Genomic DNA, 23,943 nt, shown 5'->3' on the forward strand with positions numbered 1-23,943 from the left:
TTACAAGTCAGGATCTGAGAACGTTGTTTCGTTACCTGCCGCATCCTCAATGGTAATGACAATATCATGAGACGAGTCAGCCGCTCCGGAAGTATCTATGGTTGCTTTACCGGTCGTATCAATATCAGACATATCGACATCTACCTCCTGACCATCCAGAAGCGCTGTAATATTGCTGATGCCTGAGCCAGTGCCGTCTGCAACATCAAAACTAATCTCATTAGCCGATTCATCATCCACCACATTGCTTATCGTCGGAGCTACCGTATCCACATTCAATGTGCCATTAACGGTAGATGAAGTATTACCTGCACTGTCCGTAATTGAGATTGAGTAGGTATGTTCACCATCCGCTAAGGCTGTATCCGGCGTTATGCTCCAGCTTCCGTCATCAGAATCAGAAGTTACGCTGTAAGATGCCTCAGTCCCGGTACCAGAATCAGTGATAGTAAGGGTCACGGTCGCACTGGTTTCCGTTGTACCTTCAAAGGTCGGCTGGTTATCGTTGGTCCAGTCTCCGGTGGCCAGTGTGCCGGTATCATCGGTGGAACCGCTGGTAACGTCATCCGTCACTGTGACACCACCGGTTAATGTCGGTGCATCTGTGTCCACATCCAGAAGCACATCCAGGTTAGACAGGCTGACATTCCCTGCACTATCGGTTGCTGTAATCGCAACTGAAACATCATCCTGTGTACCAGACAAACCTAGGTCATCTGCCGTTACACTCCAGTCACTGCCAGCACTTACCTCAATACTATAGTCATCCGAGCCGTCATTATTGGCATCAAATACTAAGGTGACATCTTCGTCAGCCTGGCCTGAAATGGAATTCACGCTGGTAGAGGTTGTTACGCCCGGAGCAACATTATCATAAACCACCGTTTCTGATGTGGTGTTGGTATTACCATAAATATCGGTTACCGCCACCAGAATCGTATAGGTGCCTGCCGCTGCAAGTGTCACTGTACCCGATGTGCTTGTGGAGCTGCTGCTCCAGGTTGAACCGCCGTCAATGGAGTACTTCCAGCTTGCACCTGACTCAATACCGGAAACTTCAATGGTATTGTCGTTGGTATAACCCGCCTCACCAGATGCATTGTAGGTAAATGTCACACTACTCACATCAGGCGCGGTGGTATCCAGCGCAACGTTCAGAGTGCCGTTTGTGGTTGAGGAAGTATTTCCTGCACTGTCTGTGATGGAGATGGAGTAACCATAGCTGCCATCCTGCAATTCGGCTCCTGAAGTAATGCTCCAGTTACCGTCAGAGGTGGTAACAGTATAAGTTTCTGTTCCAATGGTCAGCGTTACCGTCGCTCCCGCTTCAGTGGTACCTGAGAAGGTTGGCTGGCTATCGGCTGTTGAGTAGTTATCAGCCGATGTCGCCGTTAGCGCTCCGCTGACATCACTGACCGCGTAGCTTGCTGATGTTGGAGCCAGTGTATCCACATCCAGAGTCAGAGTGCCCAGGTCGGTAACATTACCGGCACTGTCTGTTGCTGTTACCGAGACAGATTTATCACCGTCAGTATCCGTCAGCCCAAGATCAGCCGCAGTCACACTCCAGTTATCACCGGCACTGACCACTTTTTCCAGATCCACAGAGCCGTTGTTATCAACATCAAACTTAAGCGTTACTGTTTCATCCGTATCACCGGAAATGGTGTTCACACTGGTCGATGCGTTTACAACAGGATCTGTGCTGTCATAAATCACCGTTTCTGATGTGATGCTGGTATTACCTGCGCTATCGGTTACCGAAACCAGAATCGTGTTAGTGCCTTCACTGGTCAGCGTGATGGTACCAGAGGTTGTGTCAAAGCTGTCACTCCAGGTTGAACCGCCATCTGTGGAGTACTTCCAGCTGGAGTTAGCTTCAATGCCTGAAACTTCGATGGTGCTGTCATTGGTGTACCCGGCATCACCATTTTCATCATAGGTGAAGGTGACGGCATCCGGTGCATCAGTATCGAGCGTCACGCTCAATGATGCCGTGGCAGAAGTGCCCGCTTCATTGGTCTGGTTCACTTCAATTGCATAAAGCGCATCAGAGCCAATATCTGTCAGCGTAATAATGGCGACACCATCAGCATCCGGAGTCAGGGTATAACTCGTTCCATTGACTGTGCATGAGTAGCTTGATTCGGTAATACCGCTTACTGTGATGCTTGGATCGTTGGTAATTTCTGTATCATCACCCGTCTGGTTGTAGGAAATAACCGGTGTAGTCGGAGTACTCAGATCCACGGTTACAGCTGAACCTATCGTAATTGGTTCACTTTCGCTGCCACTGACATCTAGCTGTTTAACCAGAATCGTATTCTCAGTATAAGTACCCGCCGGAAGTTCAAAAGTACCGCTGTAAGTTCCTGAACCTGCATCGTTAACCGTTGAGCCTGAGTACCAGTTTGTTCCATCAAAGGAGTACATCCAGCTATTACCGGAAGTAATACCTGAAACGACTACTGTAGAATCATTGGTTACATAGTCAGCCGCGCCAGAGTCACTCTGAAGGCCAACCGAGAAGGATGCATCTGTTGTCACCGTTGTTTCAGTGATAGTGATATCTGACAAAATGGTTTCTGTTGAGTTACCTGCACTGTCTGTCACCGTGACCTTCACTTCGGAATAAGTACCAGGAGCTAATTCGAAGGTATCGCTATCCAGCTTATTCGCTCCGGTTGTCCAGTCGGAATCCCCTTCCAGTTTGTACTCATAAGTCCAGCTATCACTGCTATCAGCAAGAGTGACATCGACTTTGCCGTCATTGGTGATGCTGTCACCGTCAACACCGGTATCATCCTGAAGCGCTACCGTCGCTGCACCTGGTGCGGTTGTATCCACAGTAACTGCAGAAGATGAACTAACAGTGGCACTTACATCACCACTTGAATCCACCTGTTTAACCTGAATATAACCGACATCATAAGTACGGTCTTCATCAAGATTAAAGCTAACGCTGTAGGTGCCGTCATCATTTAGCGTCATTGTGCCTGAGCCAACATACCAGGTCTCACCAGCATCAACAGAGTACATCCAGTTGCTGCTTGCATCTGTGAAGCCGGAAACCGTAACGGTTGCGTTATCTGAAGGATCACTATCGGTATTATCCGGCAGTATCAACTCCAGTGTGTCGAACCCATCTGTGATAGTCACTTCTGACAATGTGGTCACGGTTGAGTTACCGGCCTGATCGGTCACAGTTACCGATACATTGGTATAAGTACCTCCGGCAGGAAGTGAGAAACTGGTGCCTGTCCCTGTATCAGAAACCGTGCCGTCTGTGCCTGTGTAACTGTATGACCAGGTTGCTGCATCAAACTCAGCAGGCAGACCAACATCGATAGTACCGACGTTAGACACATAATCACCGGTTACCCCTGTATCTGTTGCCAGTGACAGGGTCGCCGCTTCCGGCGCTACGGTATCAATTTCAATCGACTGAGAGGTTTCGCTGCTTACGTTGCCCACATTATCGATCTGGCGGATAACCAAATCGTAAGAGCCGTCAGCAAGCGTAATCGTCTTGCTATCACTGCCAATAATCCAGTTTGAGCCGTTATCCAGCGAGTACTCCCACATGGAAGCATCTAGGCTGATATCCACATCAATTTCGTTCACTTTGGATACAAGCGTTGAATCATCGGTTGTCACTGTGCTGCCACCTTCAAAGCTGAAGGTTGGAGCTGTCAGGGCATCGGTATCCAGATAGATAGCGTTGTCCATTGTGACAACAGCAGATTCATTGCCAAAACTGTCCGTTGCCTGAACTTTAATTTCGTTGCTGCTGTTAACGTCTAACTGGCCCGCACTGAAGGTGTATGACCACTCGCCATTATCGCCAACGACAACATCATCAGCCACAAGCTTATCATTCACCCAGATAGAAATTGTATCACCAGCGTCCGCTGTGCCTTTTATCGTCGCTGTTTCATCATTGGTCCGGTAATCGCTCGCTTCAGAATCAATGCCAGCGCCGGATGTCGTATCTGATTCAGAGACTAAATCTACGGTTGGATCATTAGGTATTGCGGTGTACTCCACCGTCATATATTCCGTGCCGGTGTTGCCGTAAGCATCGGTAATATCCAGTTTCACCTGATAGGTGCCGTCTGCATCGTTAACATCGGCAAAGGTAACTGTGGTTGCACCCGCATCCGACGCGTTCAGAGTTAGCTGCTGTGAGCCCAGCGCCGTTGAGCCACTGTACAGAGTCGCCACAACCACAACATCCGTGGTACTTGCCGTCGACAGCTCAACATCAAAGACGCCATCCGTTGTGGTATAAGTGTTGGACGAGCTTTCTGTACCATCGATCAGCGAGTAACTAACATCGCCATCGGTGGACTGTTTCACGGTAAAGCTGCCGCTGAAACTGTCTGTGTCATCCAGCGTATGCTCTGTCTGGTTGCCGGCAGAGTCTTCTGTGACCAGCGTATAGGTGTAGGTAGTACTTGCCAGATCGCTTAGCGTCAGTGACCAGTCTCCAGAATCACCGCTTTCTGCATAGGTCACGCCATCTGAGGTTTGCAGACTGCCGCTATCCGCAGGACGGATAACATATGTGGTTTCAATTCCGGTTTCAGTGTCTTTCACCACGAGTGAAACCTGATTGTAGTCATCATTGTTCAGATCAATGGTGCCGCTCAGCTCAACAGCTGATTCAGCCGTCACAGAGCCTGACGACAGAGTTGTTGTCGCTGAAGTCTCATCATCAATCTCTTTCAGAACAACGGAGCTACTGGTCTCTTCTGCCGGCGCAATAGTATCCACCACAAAGGTGCTATGGTCAGCTGAGGTGATAGTCTCGCTGTTTCCGGCGGTATCGGTTATGGTGATTTCGTAAGAGTACGAGCCTTCAGTCAGAACAGAGTCTGGGTTACTGATAGTAAAGTTACCATTTGCATCCACAACCACTGAGACCTGAGATTCATTAAAGATTTCACTGGTATTGGTATTGGTTAATTCAACCGTTACCGTTGCACCCGCTTCTGTGGTGCCGGTAATAATTGAACCGTCCGCATCATCTGCGTTGAAGTACAGCACGCCGTCTTCTTCATCGCCCATCACCTGAACGTCAGAAACATCAACCCCAGTATCGACAGCAATATCTATCGAGTCGGTACGTCCGTCCGAAGAGCTAATCACAAACTGGTATGAGCCGCCCTCTTCCAGAGAAAGCGAGTCAATGCTCAGGCCATTAATTTCCCAGGTGCCGTCAGACGAGGTCACGGTATTGGTTACCGAGTAAACCGCGTTACCCTGATCATCGGTTACCTTGTTTCCTTCTGAGTCAGCCAGATAAACTGTGTAGTCATTGCCAACTACGGCAGTACCGGTCAGTCTTACGTAGGCACCATCGCCCACGCTGTCGTTAATGACCACTTCACCGTCACTATTTATCACAACGGTAGAAAGCGCGGCATCGGCACTGATGCTCACTGTGGTTGCGTTAACCCTAATAGAGCCTTCTTCAGAGGTCGATACATTACCGGCCACATCGGTCACTTCTATTTTGTACTGGTATGCGTCATCGTCTGCCGGCAGAGCAATGTCGTAGCTGTAATGACCTGTTGAATCAACTTCCACATCATGCCACTGACCACCGACATAGATTCTGACCGTTGCATCGGTATCATCTGAGCCAATATCACCTTCAATCGTGACATAGTTATAGAAGGTCTCGATATCCGGTACATTCCAGGTGGTCGCATCCGTTGCGTTTGACGCACTTGCTTCTGTGGTGTCAACCGTGGCTTCATTAGCATCTGTTACTTCCGCTTCCGCAGCCGTAACTGTCACGCTGCTAAGCACTGGCGCAATCGCATCAACATCAAAGGTTACGCTTGTTGTTGCCAGGTTGTCGCTGTTCTCATCAGTGTCAGTAGCCGTTACCGTGAAGGTATGGGTGCCGGACTCAAGTTCAGTGGTAAAGGTATAGCTCCATACACCACTTTCATCCGCATTTACGGTTCCCACAAGATTGTTATCCGCGTCATAAACAGACACAATCGCATACGGGTCAGAAACACCGGTTAGTTCCGGCAGAGTTTCGCTGGTGATGGTGTCATCATCCGAACCTGTGTTTGAATCAGCAGAAAGCTGCGCCGTCACATTTACCGCATCGTCATAACTAATTGACTTGTTAAATGTGGTGACATTGCCGTTCTGATCTGTTGCGGTAAATACCAGCTCATAGTCGCCATGCTCACCGCCAAATATGGTGTTCAGATCAACGCTAAAGCTGCCATCGCTGTTGAGTACAAGGCTGCTGGTGTAATCCGTTCCGTTAATAGTCAGATCCAGATCCACGGTATCGATATCATTACTTGCATCGGTTAGCTGACCGGAAACCACAAGCTCATCCTGGCTTCCGATTACCCACCAGTTTTCAGTGTCCGCTAAGTCATCAGTCGCACCCGCTTCACCTGCATTCAGGGTTACCGATGCAAAAACAGGATCGTTTGTATCGTAGTCTATCTGGTAGGTTGTGGATGTGGCGATATCACTTTCATTACCGGCAAGGTCTGTTGCGGTAAAGGCGTAGTAGAACTCACCCGTCAGCAGATCTGAAACATCATTTTCATCAAGTGCCAGTTCCCAGACACCATTCTGGTTGGCCGTAGTGGTCACTGAATAGGCCGTACCGCTGCTAAGATCCGAGCCAGACGAGTAGTACAGCGTAATTGTCGAGTAGGCTTCCGCTGTACCATTAAAGGTCAGGTCATTAACATAGTTAACTTCGCTGTCAGAAATCGACTCATCATCAACTTTAGTCACAGCAGGTGCAACAGGCAGTTCTGTATCCACTGTAACCGTCTTAGTGATGGTTGCTTCCAGCAGGTTAGCGTCTGTCGCGGTAATGGTATAGGTATATGAACCGTCCTCTAAACCTGTAAGGTCTAGTGTCCATTCGCCATTAGCATAATTAAACGCATACTGGTAATCCGTACCCGCAGTTAAAGTCGTACCGTCACCAGTTGCCTGAATGCTGATATCAAGTGAAGTAACATCATCTTCATACGCACCTGAGGCAGTGAATGTATTATCGTTGGTGTAGTAATCCGAATTACCATTACCCAGATACTGACCTGTAAGTGCATCACCATGGTCGTATCCGCTAAATGAAAGCTGAACCGGATCTATGGTGAAGGTTTGCAGACCATCAGCCTCAGTGGTCAGCTCAGTATTATCTGAGTTACCGGCGACATCCACGATAGATACGCTGTAACCGAATGTGGTTGCATCATAGGTGTTGGTTTCTAATGTTACCTCTGCAGTCCAGGTTCCGTCGCTTTGTACTGTTGCGGTAACCTGACTACTAACACCGCCCTCTACAATGGTAGAACCGTCCACTTCATAAACGGTAACCGTAACCACCGAACCTTCTTCAACCGCGCCATCCACATCCTTAACGCTGCCGCTGATGGCAACTGTTTTCGCTGAAGTGATATAGTCGCCGGTTTTGCCTTCATCATAAGAAGTCTTAGAAGCCGCGCTGTAAAGCGGAGTAATGTCATAATCACCGTCAGAATCTGAATCCAGATCCGATGCGGTTGGTGCTTCTGAATCAATGTAGATATCATCAATGGTGTAGGATGTCTGGTTACCCATTTCATCCGTTGCGGTAACAACGGCAGAGTAAACACCATCAGCCAGACCATAAATGTCATTGGTGCTGTCACCATCCAGATCAACATCGTAATCAAAGTCGTTAACATCAACAGACCAGGTATTGTCTGAATTCACTTCAGTGGTCACCGTTGTCACCGTCTCACCGCTGGCATTAACCAGCGCCACTTGGATGGTTGAACCGGCTTCACCTTCACCTTCAAAGGTTGGTGTTGTCTCGCGGGTGACCTGATCGGCATCGTCAGAACCGGTATCACTCTCTGCTGCCAGAGCAACTTCAGAGAGCGAAGTCTCGGTATCCAGCACAAAGTAACCGCCGTCCAGCGTTTCACCATCGACGGTCGGCGTTTCGATCACACCCGTGGCCTGGTTACCAGCTGCATCCACGGCTGACACTTCGTATTTGTATTCCGCTGTACCTGTGTCATCTACCGCAAGTTCGCTCACTTCTATTGACCAGGTACCAACGCCGTCGCCATTAATATCATCGGCATCCGTTACGGTTACATCGTAGGAATATGTCTTAGACTCATCATTCAAGTCAGTAATGGTTAGTGTAACAACCGCCCCAACTTCAGCCTCACCGGTAAATACCGGCGTTGCTTCACCAAGTAACGGAACTTCATATTCATTACTGCCGTCGATAACTGTGGTTTTCGACGTTGAAGCATCTTCCAGCGTTGCCTTCAGAGTGGCATCAGTTTCACTCGCCCAGGTATCATCTTCTACCGATTCATCAGGCTGCAGCTCTACGGTGATAATGGATACCTGCGTATCGATAACCACTTCACCTTCAACCGAATCACTGCTGTTACCGGCAGGATCATAGGAGGTGATGGTGTAAACATAGGTGCCATCTTCATCCAGCGCAGCATCTTCGTAATCAGAAAGGTCGATTAGCCATGAGCCATCGGAACCTGCCTGAGCAGAGTAGTAATTGCCATCAATAAATAGCGTGACCGTTGAACCGGCTTCCGCACTGCCCTGGAAGCTTGGTGTGGTATTGCTGGTTATGTTATCGCCGGTGTCACCTGTGTTCTCGCCGGAATCATCGTGCACCAGGAAGTCATTTGCATCAGCATCCACATCGCCGTCATTGGTTGGCGCAGCTGGTCCCTGAGTATCCTGCTCAAAGGTGTATAGTGCCGTGTCTTCGCTTGTGTTACCGGCAAGATCGGTCAGCACAATTTTGTAGGTATAAGTACCGTCATCAAGACCAGACAGTGCTGCCGTCCAGCTTGTACCATCTTCACCGATAACAGCGTCGTAGGTGTAGCTTGTTGCATCCAGTGCATTGCCATCCTGAGTCAGCAGAACCAGTTGAACGCTTGCGATCAAACCTTTCTCGCTGCTTGCGAAGGAGCCTTCGATAGTCGGAGTGGTTGAGCTTGTTATGTTATCGTCCAACGCTGCCGCATAGGCATCGGAATCTGCGTAGATCTCTTCGCTGGCTGCGGTATCCGTTGCAGAGGTTAATCCGCTAACGGTGGCAGCATCCGGCGAGGTTAAGTCAACAATAAAGTCATAGCCGGACACCTCATAATCGGCAGACAGAGTAACTGTCTCACCGTCTATGGTTGCAGTCTCAACAATGCCGTTGTTACTGATGGTTTTGGTGATACCCACAGAGTTGGTTGATGAGATTTCATACTCATAGGTTGTGCCGTCAAGCAGCACAGAACCATCGGCCAGCGTACAGCTCCAGTTCCCTTCTCCGTCGTAGGTAATATCGTCACCATCAAGCACAATATCCGCAGTGGCACTATTGCCGTCGCTTAGCGTCACCGTTACAGTTGAACCGGATTCCACTGTGCCTTCAAAACTGATATCTGTCAGGTCAGTCGGGTTGGTGTAGTTGTTTTCATCATCAACACCGGAGTCTGACGAGGTTGTCATTTCCCCTGTCATGGTGTTGGTGGTAACAACAGTGAACGTTTTTGTCTCGCTTGTGTATTCGTTACCTGCGCTGTCCACAAGTTTCACTGAGTAGCTCGCCAGACCGTCAGACAGAGTGATATCTTCTGCGCCATCGGCCAGATCGGACAGGTCAATGCTCCAGCTGCCATTCCACGCGCCATCTGTGTTGTCAGTGTCTGACACATCCACCGCGATATCATGGGAGTTACCTTCAGAATCCGTTACCGTCAGGGTAACGGTCACAATGCTTTCATCGCTGACGGTTCCGTCATTGATTGTGCCTTCAAATTTCGGACTGGAATCAACGGTGATTTCCGCGTTCTCTGCCGCATCCGAAACCATATCGAAATCGACAACAGAAGGCTGCTCAGTATCCACTTCAAAGATATTGCTGTTGGTCGGAGTCACATCATTAACGGTGTTACCCGCAATATCTGTCATGCTGATCTTGTACGAATACAAACCATCTTCCAGTCCATCCAACGCCGCATCTGCAAATACAGAATCATACTCGCTGTCAGCGGTATCGATTTCCCAGGCATAGTTTCCGTCATTGTTACCATCAACCGAACTAACTCTGGTGGTAAATGAAATTACTTCACCGTCTGCATCGTCATAAATGGTGACTGTGACCAGCGAACCAGCCTCACCGTAACCGCTAAAGGTTGGCTTGGTATCACTGCTTAGCTGGTCACTGTTGCTTGAGCCTGTGTCGTTATCTGCTGTGTGTATGTACCCCACGCTGGTTGAAGTCTCAACCGTCAGATCGATATCAAAGGACAGATTCGCCGCGCTGGTGGTATCTTCGCTGTCTACTGTGGTTTCATTCAGAACAGAAACGTTACCTGATGAGTCTACAGCTATTACCTGATAAGTGTATGAACCTTCACCTAAATCTGCATTAGTTAAGATATCATCAACACTTGCGCTCCAGTCATAGGTGTCAGAATCGTTTTTACTGTCGCTGATATCTGCCGAGTAGATATACGCATTATCTGCCGCTAACAGGCTCTGAATCGTATCTTCTGTAGTGTCTTCATCAACCAAATCTGTTCCGGTAACCAGAGAAGCATTGTCCAGAGTCAGCAACTGAACATAGATTGCTTGTGCATCTGATACTGTACCTTCCAGCTCTGGGACCTGATTGGTTATGTTGTCGTGATTTTCCGCTGAGATATAGTCATCGCTGTCACTTGCAACACTGGTGGAGTCTGTCTCATCACTGATGCCGGATGCGGTAATGACACTGTCGGTCAGGTCTAAGGTGACGTAACCTTCAACAGTCTTTTCGTTACCTGCTGCATCATCAGAGGTGATGGTGTAGTAGTAATTGATTTCATCCGTTAGTGCCTGATCATCTGCGATTGTGATATTCCAGTCCACCAGAGTTTCCGGATCATCATTCCCGGTTATCACCGCCTCATCCTGGAAGTAAACTGTGTTGCCGTTTTCATCATAGATGGTCAGGGTAACTGTATTTCCGGTGTCGGTATTACCCGCTTCCACCTGACCACTAAAGCTCAGAGCACCACTGTTGGTGATGGTGGCTGGCATAGTAACTGTGACTGAACCATCATCATTGGTTGTCGTCGCCGAAGTATCACTGCCGTTTACCTGAGTGGCCGCAATTTCACCAGTCAGATCATTTTCCAAATCCAGGCTAAAGCTGGATGTGTCTGATGTTGTGGTATTTCCGGCCTCATCGGTCATCACCACATAGTATTCCCAGTCGCCTTCTGTCAGCGTGGAAGAGACATCAACCGACCAGTCGCCCGCCTGGGTAATTGTCTGAGTGACCTCTTCCGTACTGCCATCATCCAGATTTTTCAGATAAAGGGTGATAGAGCCGGTTTCGTTAACATAACCTGTAATGGTAGGTGTGCTGTCTTTTGTATAGGCATCAGTGGTGGAGTCACCGGTATCGCTGGCTGTTGCCAGGCCATAGACATTAACCACAGCCGGCGTACTATCAACAACAAACTCTTTGGTTTCTATGGTTTCACTGTTATCAGCCGTATCGTACATCACCACATCGTACTGATAAGTGCCGTCATCCAGTCCGCCGTCAGGTATAACATCTCCGTATCCGGAAGTGCTGCTGTTGATTACCCAGGTATAAGTACCATCTGTCCCTTCCGAGCTGGCTCTGGTTGTCAGTGTGCCGACTTCTGATCGTACTTCACTGTCTCCAACCGTGGTTACTTCATAAATAGTAACGGTGACAACCGCGTTCTCTTCGGCTGTACCGGTAAAGACAGGCTCACCGGTATCCACAATATTGTCGCTGGCATCACCTGAGTTAAACGATGTGCTGTGGCTGATATCCGCGGTTGCGACATTTTCAAATTCAGTATCTATGGTGAAGGTTAACTCATCTGTCGCCAGTTCAACCTCAACGCCATCATCCGTTGCCACTACTTTATAAACATACGTACCGTCCAGACTATGGTCATCGGTGATCAGTCCAAGACTGCTCAGATCGACCGTCCAGCTTCCGTCATCGGCAACATCCACAGCTGCGGATTCAACAGTGGTAAGCACATCAGAGGCATCCTTAGTGACGCCATCACTGCCTGTATAGCTAACCAGAATCACTTCCACTGTATCTGCGCCAACCGCAACACCTTCGATAACCGGATCTTTGTTGGTGTAGTTGTCTGAAGACTCTTCTGCTGATGCGCCCACTCTTGGTTCGGAATCTGACTCATCTGTCAGACCAACAGAGGTAATAAACACATCGGAATCTGTCTTAACTTCAAACTCACCGCTAACGGTTTTGATGTTTCCGGCAACGTCTGTGGAGGAAATGCTGTAGGAGTAATCGCCGTCTGTCAGGCCATCTTCATAGCTTGCATCTGCCTGCTTCAGCAGTGCCAGAGCCTCATCGGTGCCCAGATCATAACTCCAGCTTCCCGCTGCATTTGCATCAATCGCTACGGTAAGAATCGCATTGCTGTCTGAGTCATAAATAACCAGATTCACAGCACCGGTCAGTACGGCATTATCTTCAAATTCAACAGAGCCAGAGAAGCTTGGTGTCGGATCGTTAGTCAGGCGGTCCGGGTTAGTCCATTTTTCATCCGTAACAGCTGAGTCATCATCTTCAGCGGCTACCGCGCCGGAGGTTAGCTGAACACCTGAGTCCATCGCTGCCGTCATATCATTGGAAGTATCCAGCTCGAAGGATTGATCCGCCGATTCTGCCGATGTATTACCGGCCAGATCGGTAGCGCTTACGCTGTAGTAATAGGTTCCGTCACCGGAATCTAAACCGGTAAAGCCGTCTAAATCAGAAAGGTCATAGCTCCAGTTGCCATTTTCATCGGTGGCAATATTTTCCACAACGGCCAGGTCAGTTGAACCATCACTGATGGTCAGGGTAACAAAGCCCTGCTCACTGATAGTGCCGTTAAATGCCGGCGTGGTATCATTGGTGATATCGTCGTAGTTGTACTCGCCACTGTCTGCCGAATCGCTTAACGTGAAGGAGCTGATTGTCGGCGCTGAAGTATCAATATTCAGAACCTGAGTATCCAGCGATTTAGTATTGCCTGCATCATCCGTGATAGTCAGGTCATAATCGTATTCGCCTTCAGACAGGGTAACGCCTTCCGTCGCAAGGTCGATGGACCATGAGCCGTCGCTATTGGTGATCTCTGTGGTGATAGCTTGCTGGCCTTCAATCTCAAGAGAAACCGTCGCACCCACTTCACCAAAGCCGCTAAAGGTTGGCGTCTGGATGGCGGTGTAGCCATCAGAATCGGAAGTACCTGAATCGCTGCTGCTGTCATTTTCCAGACCGCCGCTAAATGCTATGCCGGTTTCCGCAGAGGAATCGTACTCAAAGGTGTCTGCTACCGCACTTTCCGTTACATTTCCGGCAATATCGGTTGCCGTGACGTTATAGAAATACTCACCGTCCTGGGCAAGATTACCGTACTCATCAAGCAGACTTGCTGCGTCAGAGTTGGTTGCCAAATCCACTGACCAGTCACCATTAATGTCTGCAGTAATACCATCGATAACCACAGGAGTAGTCAGAGTGGTATCGCCAATCTTAGTAATAGTCAGGGTAATTTCAGAGCTTGCCTCTGCCGTACCTGCAATGGTCGGAACGATATTGGTCAGTTGATCGCTGTTGGTAGTATTACCCGGCGCGGAGTCCGTTGCAGTGGTTATACCGCTTACTGTCAGATCTGACAGGTTATCTACAGTCAGGTTGCCAGTTATCGTCTCTGTCGTATCTTTCGTGGTATTACCTGTCTTATCGGTAATATCAATTTCATAGGTGTAGTCGCCATCAGCCAGTTCATTGGCAATGGTGTAGCTCCACTCACCGTTGTCACCTGATCCCGTCACCGCCAGCGAGGTATTGGCTGCTGCTGCGTCTTCACTGTTAACGAAGGTATAGCTGTAAATCGGGTCTGCGGATGTATCGCTGCCCGCATAAATATTAATCACAACCTCAGCATCCGACTCAGTGGTACCGCTGAAGGTTGGGGACTTGGTTTGTGTTATGCCATCGTAGTCGTATGTACCTGTGTCAGAACTCTGGTCCAGATCGGCTGCCACAGTCTGAGTTACCTCAGAGTCTAAGGTGACTGTCCCTTTAAGGTCTGTCACATCGGTGCCGGTTCCGACAACTGCATCGCCTGCTGCTGTCGTGCTGACCAGTTCATTACCGGCCGCATCGGTTACGCTAAAGGTGTATGAGTAATCAGCATCTGACAAGTTGCTTGCATCATAACCGGATGCCCAGCTACCGCTGACCAGATTCTCTTCAGCAACCACAAGGGTCCAGCTAGTTGGATCCGTATCGCTAAACTCCGCTTTGTAAGCGTATCCGTCGATATTCAGAATCACCTCTGAACCCGCTTCTGCCGTACCGCTGAAGATCAGGGTGTCAGCATTAGTGATCTGGTCGGCGGTAAAGGCATCGCTGCGGCCTGAATCTGAATCCAGTTGCGCGGTAAAATCATCCACCTGGGTATCAACGGTGAAGTAATCGGTCGCCGTGGTATCGGTATTGGCTGCATCGTCCAGCGCCACAACCTGATAGCTGTAGTTACCGTCAGTCAGCGCCGCCTGCGCTTCTGCTGACAGAGTGTAGCTCCAGCTGTAGTTACCATCGGCATCGGTTGAGTCTGTATCAATATTCTCGTCACCGATAGTGTAAGAGACTGAAGTGCCATTCTCATCGGTGATCACCAGGGTTAATTCCGCACCCGGTTCTACTGTGCCTTCAAAGGTTAGCTGCTTATCGGCATCCAGCAGTTCGTAACCATTGTCCTGCGTTTGGGCAATTGAAGCTGAAGCAATAGAGGCGGTAACTTCTGCTGTGGTATCAATAGTTACGCTGTGCGTGCTGTCTGTAGTAACGTTGCCCGCGATATCCGTTGCGGTCACTGTGTAGGTATAGTCACCATCTGTGGTAATTTCGGTGTCCCACTGCGCCGTCCAGGTGTAAAGACCGGTAACGGCATCCGGGGTATCGCTTACTGTTGCTGTTACTGAATCACCACCAATGCTGACGGTAATCGTGTCATCGGCTGAATCCGTGGTACCGGTAAACTGCGGCAACGTCTCATTTGTCACCGTATCGCCTTTGGTGCCACTGTCGGCACTGTCCGAAAGCGCAACCGTAAGAACCGGACCAGAGCGGTCCAGAATAAAGGTCTGCACATCCGTTGCATCGTAGTTACCGGCGGTATCCGTTGATGCGATATAGTAAGAGTATTCGGTATCGTCACTCAGGCTGCTCACATCGATATCATCAATGCTCCAGTTACCTGAATCACCGACAACCGCGGTACCAGCAACATCGTAGTTGTTATCACCGTCGGTATCGATGTACAGGATCACTTTCTGGCCGGATTCACCGGTACCATTGAAAGACAACTTATTCTGATCATCAGTACTGTCAGCATCAACATCAGCATTGGTAATGGAATCGGTATTGCTGCTACCGGTATCACTGGCCTCAGACAGTGAGCCTGTCACTGTGTTTTGAGTATCCAGAACCACATCCACACTTTCACTGGTTGAGTTACCGGCAGTATCTGTGTAGGTCACCGTATAGGTATAAGTGCCGTCCTCTGTACCGTCATTGGCAAAGGTGGACGGAGCGGCTGACCATTTGCCATCCGCATCAGCGGTCACAGTGACGGTTTCTGAGCCCTGCGTCACCACAACCGTCGTGCCCGCTTCAGTTACACCGGAAATCGCCGGTGAAACATCGGAAGTCAGACCGTCAGCACCGTAGTCAACACTGCTGTCTACAACCAGACTAGTATCAGATGGCTTAGAATCACTGTCAGCATCCAGTTTGGCGTTGGTGGAGATATCCGGCTCGGAATTATCAATCACCAGAGTACCGGTTTCGGTATCTGTGTTACCGGCAATATCTGCAGATACTATGATGTAGGTGTAAGTCGCGTTAGCATCCAGACCCGTAATGTCATCGATGGTCCAGGTTTCGCTAGCATCAATGGTCAGGGTTCTGACGATATCGACTGCTGTGTTGTCGGTTTCATTATGCAGAGTAAAGGTTACAAAGGCGCCCTCTTCTCCGCTGCCGTTAAATTCCGGTGCTGTGGATTTCGTGATACCGTCACTGTCGCTTGAGCCGGTATCTGAATCTGTGCTTAATCCGCCATCAACTGAAGTCGCGGTATCAATAGTCAGATCTTCAGAAATCACCGCGCTGGTATTACCTGCATTGTCCGTTGCCACCAGTTCAAAGACATAATCGCCCGGGATCAGGGTATTAATCACGCTACCTGTATCGCTGTCATTGGCAAGATCGATACTCCAGGAATCCGTACCATCCACTGTGGTGGTGTAGGTATAAGTGGCATTCGACGCTTTATTACCAGAATCATCAACGGCGTAAATCGTCAGAGTGACCGTATCGCCCTGCTCGCCGCTGCCTTCAAAGGTTGGCTGATCTTCACTGGTGTAATTATCACTGCTGTAGGCTGCGTCCTGACCATTGTTTGAATCGTCCGCCGCAGCCAGACCGCCATCAAAGTTGTTCACAGCAGTATCAAGATTTACCGAGCCTGTGATGTTGTCAGCCGTATTACCCGCTTCGTCTTCGAGGCTCAGGGTATAGCTGTTGCTCCCTTCAGACAGAGTCAGTCCGGCGGTTGCCAGGTTAATCGACCATGAGCCGTCACTATTGGTAATTTCGGTGGTGGTGGTTCCCACGCCGTCAATGGTCAGAGTGACCGTTGCGCCCACTTCACCGGTGCCGCTAAAGACAGGCTGAGACTCTTTGGTAAGATCGTCATTATCGGATGTACCGGAATCGCTGGAGGTATCTAATCCACCATCAAAGGTCACCCCGGTTTCAGCCGTTGAATCGTATTCAAAGTTACCGGTCAGCGCAGTTTCCGTCACATTGCCCGCCGTATCAGTGGCGGTAACGTTATAGAAATACTCGCCGTCCTGAGCCAGTTCACCGTATTGATCCAGCAGACTCGCTGCGTCAGAATTGGTTGCCAGATCCACTGACCAGTCGCCATTAATGTCTGCAGTAATACCATCGATAACCACCGGAGTAGTCAAAGCTGTATCGCCAATCTGAGTGATGGTCAGAGTAATTACTGAATTCGCTTCCGCCGTACCTGCAATGGTCGGCGTAATATTGGTCAGTTGATCGCTGTTGGTAGTGCCGCCCTGCGCCGAATCGGTTGCCGTTGTGATACCGCTTACCGTCAGCTCTGACTGATTATCTATCGTCAGGCTGCCTGTTACGGTTTCTGCTGTATCCACCGTGGTGTTACCGCTTTTATCGGTAATATCAATTTCGTAGGTGTAGTCGCCATCGGCCAGTTCATTGGCAATAGTGTAGCTCCACTCACCGTTATCACCGGTTTCAGTCACGGCCAGTGACGCATTGCCTGACGCTGCATCTTCGCTGTTAACAAAGGTGTAGCTGTAAACCGGCTCCGCTGTGGTATCGCTGCCTGCGTAGATATTGATCACCACTTCAGCGTCAGATTCTGTAGTGCCGGTAAAGGTTGGTGATTTGGTTTGGGTAATGCCGTCATCCGTAGCAGAGCCCGAATCTGAAGTTGCGCTCAGAGATGTTCCGGACTGAGTAACACCAGTGTCTTTTGTCACTGTACCCGTCAGGTCAGTAGCATCGGTGCCTGTTCCCACAACATCATCACTGGCTGTGGTTGTACTAACCAGTTCATTACCGGCCGCATCCGTTACGCTGAAGCTGTATGAGTAATCACCATCCGACAAGTTACTTGCATCATAACCGGATGCCCAGCTACCACTGACCAGGTTCTCTTCAGCAACCACCAACGTCCAGCTGGTTGGATCCGTATCGCTGAATTCGGCTTTATACGCATATTCGCCGATATTCAGTATCACCTCTGAGCCTTCTTCTGCCGTACCGCTAAACGTTAGCGTATCAGCATTAGTGATCTGGTCGGCGGTGAAGGCATCGCTGCGGCCTGAATCAGAATCCAGTTGCGCGGTAAAATCATCCACCTGAGTATCAACGGTGAAATAATCGGTCGCCGTGGTATCGGTATTGGCCGCATCATCCAGCGCCACAACCTGATAGCTGTAGTTGCCATCAGTCAGTGCCGCCTGCGCTTCAGCTGACAAAGTGTAGCTCCAGCTGTAGTTACCATCGGCATCGGTTGAGTCTGTATCAATATTCTCGTCACCGATAGGGTAAGAGACTGAAGTGCCATTCTCATCGGTGATCACCAGAGTGAGTTCCGCACCCGGCTCTACTGTGCCTTCAAAGGTCAGTTGCTTATCGGCATCCAGCAGCTCATAGCCGTTATCCTGCGTTTGGGCAATTGAAGCTGAAGCAATAGAAGCGGTAACTTCTGCTATGGTATCAATAGTTACGGTGTGTGTGCTGTCTGTAGTGACGTTGCCCGCGATATCCGTTGCGGTCACTGTGTAGGTGTAGTCACCATCTGTGGTAATTTCGGTGTCCCACTGCGCCGTCCAGGTGTAAAGACCGGTAACGGCATCCGGGGTATCGCTTACTGTTGCTGTTACTGAATCACCACCAATGCTGACGGTAATCGTGTCATCGGCTGAATCCGTGGTACCGGTAAACTGCGGTAGCGTCTCGTTCGTTACCGTATCGCCCTTGGTACCCGTATCTGATCCGTCAGCCAGCTCAGCAGTAATTACCGGATCGGAGCGGTCCAGAGTAAAGGTCTGCACATCCGTTGCATCGTAGTTACCGGCGGTATCTGTTGAGGCAATATAGTAAGAGTATTCGGTATTGTCACTCAGGCCGCTCACATCGATATCATCAATGCTCCAGTTACCTGAATCACCGACAACTGCGGTACCAGCAACATCGTAGTTGTTATCACCGTCGGTATCGATGTACAGGATCACTTTCTGGCCGGATTCACCGGTACCATTGAAAGACAACTTATTCTGAACATCAGTACTGTCAGCATCAACATCAGCATTGGTAATGGAATCGGTATTGCTGCTACCGGTATCACTGGCCTCAGACAGTGAGCCTGTCACTGTGTTTTGAGTATCCAGAACCACATCCACACTTTCACTGGTTGAGTTACCGGCAGTATCGGTATAAGTCACTGTATAGGTATAAGTGCCGTCCTCTGTACCGTCACTAGTAAAGGTGGACGGAGCGGCTGACCATTTGCCATCCGCATCAGCAGTCACTGTGACGGTTTCTGAGCCCTGTGTCACCACAACCGTCGTGCCCGCTTCAGTCACACCGGAAATCGCCGGTGAAACATCGGAAGTCAAACCGTCAGCACCGTAGTCAACACTGCTGTCTACAACCAGACTGGTATCAGATGGCTTAGAATCGCTGTCTGCATCCAGTTTTGCGTTAGTGGAGATATCCGGCTCGGAATTATCAATCACCAGAGTACCGGTTTCGGTATCTGTGTTACCGGCAATATCTGCAGATACTATGGTGTAGGTGTAAGTCGCGTCAGCATCCAGACCCGTTATGTCATCGATGGTCCAGGTTCCGCTGGCATCAATGGTCAGGGTTCTGACGATATCGACTGCTGTGTTGTCGGTTTCATTATGCAGAGTAAAGGTCACAAAGGCGCCCTCTTCTCCGCTGCCGTTAAATTCCGGTGCTGTGGATTTCGTGATACCGTCATTGTCACTTGAGCCGGTATCTGAATTTGTGCTTAATCCGCCGTCAACAGAGGTCGCGGTATCAATCGTCAGATCTTCAGAAATCACCGCGCTGGTATTTCCGGCATTGTCTGTTGCCACCAGTTCATAGACATAATCGCCCGGGATCAGGGTATTAATCACGCTACCTGTATCGCTGTCATTGGCAAGATCGATACTCCAGGAATCCGTACCATCCACTGTGGTGGTGTAGGTATAAGTGGCATTCGACGCTTTATTACCAGAATCATCAACGGCGTAAATCGTCAGAGTAACCGTATCGCCCTGCTCACCGCTGCCTTCAAACGTTGGCTGATCTTCGCTGGTGTAATTATCGCTGCTGTAGGCTGCATCCTGGCCGTTACTTGAATCATCCGCCGCAGCCAGACCGCCATCAAAGTTGTTCACAGTGGTATCAAGATTTACCGAGCCTGTAATGTTACTTGCCGTATTACCGGCTTCATCTTCAAGGCTCAGGGTATAGCTGTTGCTCCCTTCGGACAGCGTCAGTCCGGCGGTTGCCAGGTTAATCGACCATGAGCCGTCACTATTGGTGATTTCAGTGGTGGTGCTTCCCACGCCATCAATGGTCAGAGTGACCGTTGCGCCCACTTCACCGCTGCCGCTAAAGACAGGCTGAGACTCTTTGGTAAGATCGTCATTATCGGATGTACCGGAATCGCTGGAGGTATCTAATCCACCATCAAAGGCCACACCGGTTTCAGCCGTTGAATCGTATTCAAAGTTACCGGTCAGCGCAGTTTCCGTCACATTGCCAGCCGTATCAGTGGCGGAAACGTTATAGAAATACTCGCCGTCCTGAGCCAGTTCACCGTACTGATCACGTAGACTCGCAGCATCAGAATTGGTTGCCAGATCGACTGACCAGTCACCATTAATGTCTGCAGTAATACCATCAATAACCACCGGAGTAGTCAGAGTGGTATCGCCAATCTGAGTGATGGTCAGGGTAATTTCTGAGTTTGCTTCCGCCGTACCAGCGATGGTCGGCGTAATATTGGTCAGTTGGTCGCTGTTAGTAGTGCCACCCTGCGCCGAATCGGTTGCCGTTGTGATACCGCTTACCATCAGCTCTGACTGGTTATCTATCGTCAGGCTGCCTGTGACAGTCTCTGCCGTATCCACCGTGGTGTTACCGGTTTTATCGGTAATATCAATTTCGTAGGTGTAGTCGCCATCGGCCAGTTCATTGGCAATAGTGTAGCTCCACTCACCGTTATCACCGGTTTCAGTCACGGCCAGTGACGCATTGCCTGACGCTGCATCTTCGCTGTTAACAAAGGTGTAGCTGTAAACCGGCTCCGCTGTGGTATCGCTGCCTGCGTAGATATTGATCACCACTTCCGCATCGGACTCTGTGGTGCCGGTAAAGGTTGGTGATTTGGTTTGGGTAATGCCGTCGCTGGTATCTGCCCCGGTATCTGAGCCTTCACTCAGGCCAGTTCCGGACTGAGTCACTTGTGTATCGCGTACTACCATACCATTCAGATCGGTAACATCCGTACCGTTACCAACCACAGCGTCTGCATCTGTGGTGGTGCTAACCAGCTTGTTACCTGCGGCATCGGTTACCGCAAAGCTGTAAGTATAGTTACCATCAATCAGGTTACTTGCATCATAATTTGCTGCCCAGTTGCCGCTGACTAAGTTCTCTTCAGCCACCACCAGGGTCCAGATAGTCGGATCTGTAGTGCTAAATTCAGCCTGGTAGGAGTAGCCATCGATATTAAGAACAACCGTAGAGCCCGCTTCCGCTGTACCGCTGAATGTCAGTGGCAACTCATTGGTGATCTGGTCTGCAGTAAAATCATCCGTGCGGCCAGAGTCAGAATCCAGCTGTGCAGTAAAGTCCTCAACCTGAGCATCCGTTGTAAAGTAGCCGGTTGTTGTGGAATCCGTGTTATCCGCTTCATCAACAGCCACAACCTGATAGCTGTAATTGCCATCTGCCAGAGCGTTTTGCTCATCCGTTGAAAGCGTATAACTCCAGGCATAGTTGCCATTGGCGTCAACTGAAGATGTATCAATATTCTGATCGCCAATTGTGTAGGAAACCGGGTTTCCGTTCTCATCAGTAATAACCAGTGTCAGGGATGCTCCCGGCTCGACCGTACCCTCAAAGGTAATCTGCTGATCGGCATCAAGCAGCTCATAGCCATTGGCCTGAGTTTCAGCAACGGAAGCACTGGCAATAGAAGCGGTTACCTCAGCGGTGGTATCAAGAGTAATGGACTGACTGCTGTCCGTCGTTACGTTACCCGCAATATCTGTTGATGTTACTGTGTAGGTATAGGTGCCATCAGTGGTCAGCTCTTTTTCCCACTGCGCGGTCCAGGTGTAGTTGCCATTTTCATCAGCGGTCTGACTCACGACAGCATTTACTGAGTCGCCACCAATGCTGATGGTAACAACATCATCTGCTGAATCAGTGGTGCCGCTAAACACAGGCAAGGTCTCATTGGTAACCGTATCACCTTTAATACCGCTATCTGAACTTGAAGCCAGATCCGCTGTGATAACCGGATCCGTGCGGTCCAGGGTGAAAGTTTGTACGTCTGTTGCGTCGTAGTTACCGGCGGTATCCGTTGAAGCGATATAGTAAGAGTAAGCGGTATCATCGCTCAGGCTGCTTACATCGATATTATCAATGCTCCAGTTTCCTGAATCACCGACAACCGCAGTGCCTGCGATGTCATAGTCATTATCGCCATCGGTATCAATATAAAGGATAACTTTCTGACCGGCCTCACCGGTACCATTGAACGACAAGGTATTGGTATTGCTGTCTGCGTCAATATTCGCATTGGTAATGGTATCAGAATCGCTGCTGCCGGTATCACTGTCAGCAGAAAGTGAGCCGGTTACCGTGTTCTGAGTATCCAGCTCAACGACAACCTCTTCTGTGTCAGAGTTGCCCGCCGCATCTGTGTAGGTCACCGTAAAGGTATAGCTGCCATCATCAGAGCCGTCATTGGCAAAAGTTGATGGTGTCGCAGACCAATTACCGTCGCTGTCTGCCGTCACAGTTTCCGTATCCGAGCCCTGCTGAACCAGAACGGTTGTACCCGGCTCTGTTACACCGGAAATGGTCGGCGTCACATCTGAAGTCAGGCTGTCAGCAGCAAAATCAACGCTTGCATCGGTTTTGTTCACCAGCGCGTCATCATCTGGGCTGGTGTCACTCAGAGAATCCAGTTGCGCCGAAGAAGTGATAACAGGCTCGCTGTTATCAATAATTAAAGTGCCGGATTCGCTGTCAGAGTTACCTGCAATATCCTGAGAAACTATGGTGTAACCATAGGTAGCATTTAAATCTAAACCAGTAAGAGAAACCGTCCATGTCCCGGTTGAGTCAATGGTCAGCGTCTCAACAATATCTTCGGCACTAGTGTCGGTCGCATTTGTCAGCGTCAGGGTGACAAATGCCCCTTCCTCACCTGTTCCGGTAAATACCGGCGCTGTGTTTTTAGTGATGCCATCTGTATCGCTTGAACCGGTATCGGTATCAGCTCTTACTCCGCCATCTACGCTTGTCTCTGTATCTATGGTCAGATTTTCGCTAATGGTCGAACTTGTGTTGCCTGCTTTATCCGTTGCAACCAGTTCATAAACGTAATCACCCTGAACCAGAGTATTGATAATGCCATCTGCATCGGCATCGTTTTCAAGGTCAATATCCCATGAGAAGGTGTTATCACCATTATCGGTATCAACCGTTGTGGTATAGGTGTAAGTCGCGTTGGCCGCTTTATTACCGGAGGCATCTACGGCATAGATAGCCAGAGTAACGGTATCACCTTCATCACCACTGCCTTCAAAGGTTGGCTGAACCACACTGGTGTAATTGTCGCTGCTGTATGCCGCATCCTGATTATTGGTGGTGTCATCTTCTGTCGCCAATCCACCGTTAAAGGTGCCGATACCGGTATCAACGTTTAGTGTGCCGCTGATGGTATCCGTGTTACCTGCGCGGTCCGTTGCTTTTAGTGTGTAGTTGTACTCATCATCGGAAAGACCGGATACATAGTCGCTCCATGAGGCATCATCAATATACCAGGTGCCATCATCAGCATTCACTGTCGCGGCTACCGACAGAGTTCCTATGGTAAGAATCACTGAGCTGCCGGACTCTACCCTGCCGGAAAATTCCGGAGTTGAATCTGTAGTATAGGTTGCAGTGGCATCGCCATCTGCATACTCCTGATAATCTGAATC

The 23,943-nt window shown here is 49.5% G+C and carries 1 protein-coding gene (cut by a window edge); it reads right to left on the reverse strand.

Annotated elements, in window-relative coordinates:
- Window positions 1-23,943, reverse strand: the 3' portion of a protein-coding gene (locus tag L3Q72_RS08410) for an Ig-like domain-containing protein (RefSeq protein WP_275129504.1). 6,225 nt of this gene lie beyond the right edge of the window; the window shows 23,943 of its 30,168 coding nt (coding positions 6,226-30,168); the start codon falls outside the window, past its right edge — the gene reads right to left on this strand; it ends in the stop codon at window positions 1-3.

Origin of the sequence: Vibrio sp. JC009, assembly GCF_029016485.1 — a bacterium.
Taxonomy (GTDB): domain Bacteria; phylum Pseudomonadota; class Gammaproteobacteria; order Enterobacterales; family Vibrionaceae; genus Vibrio.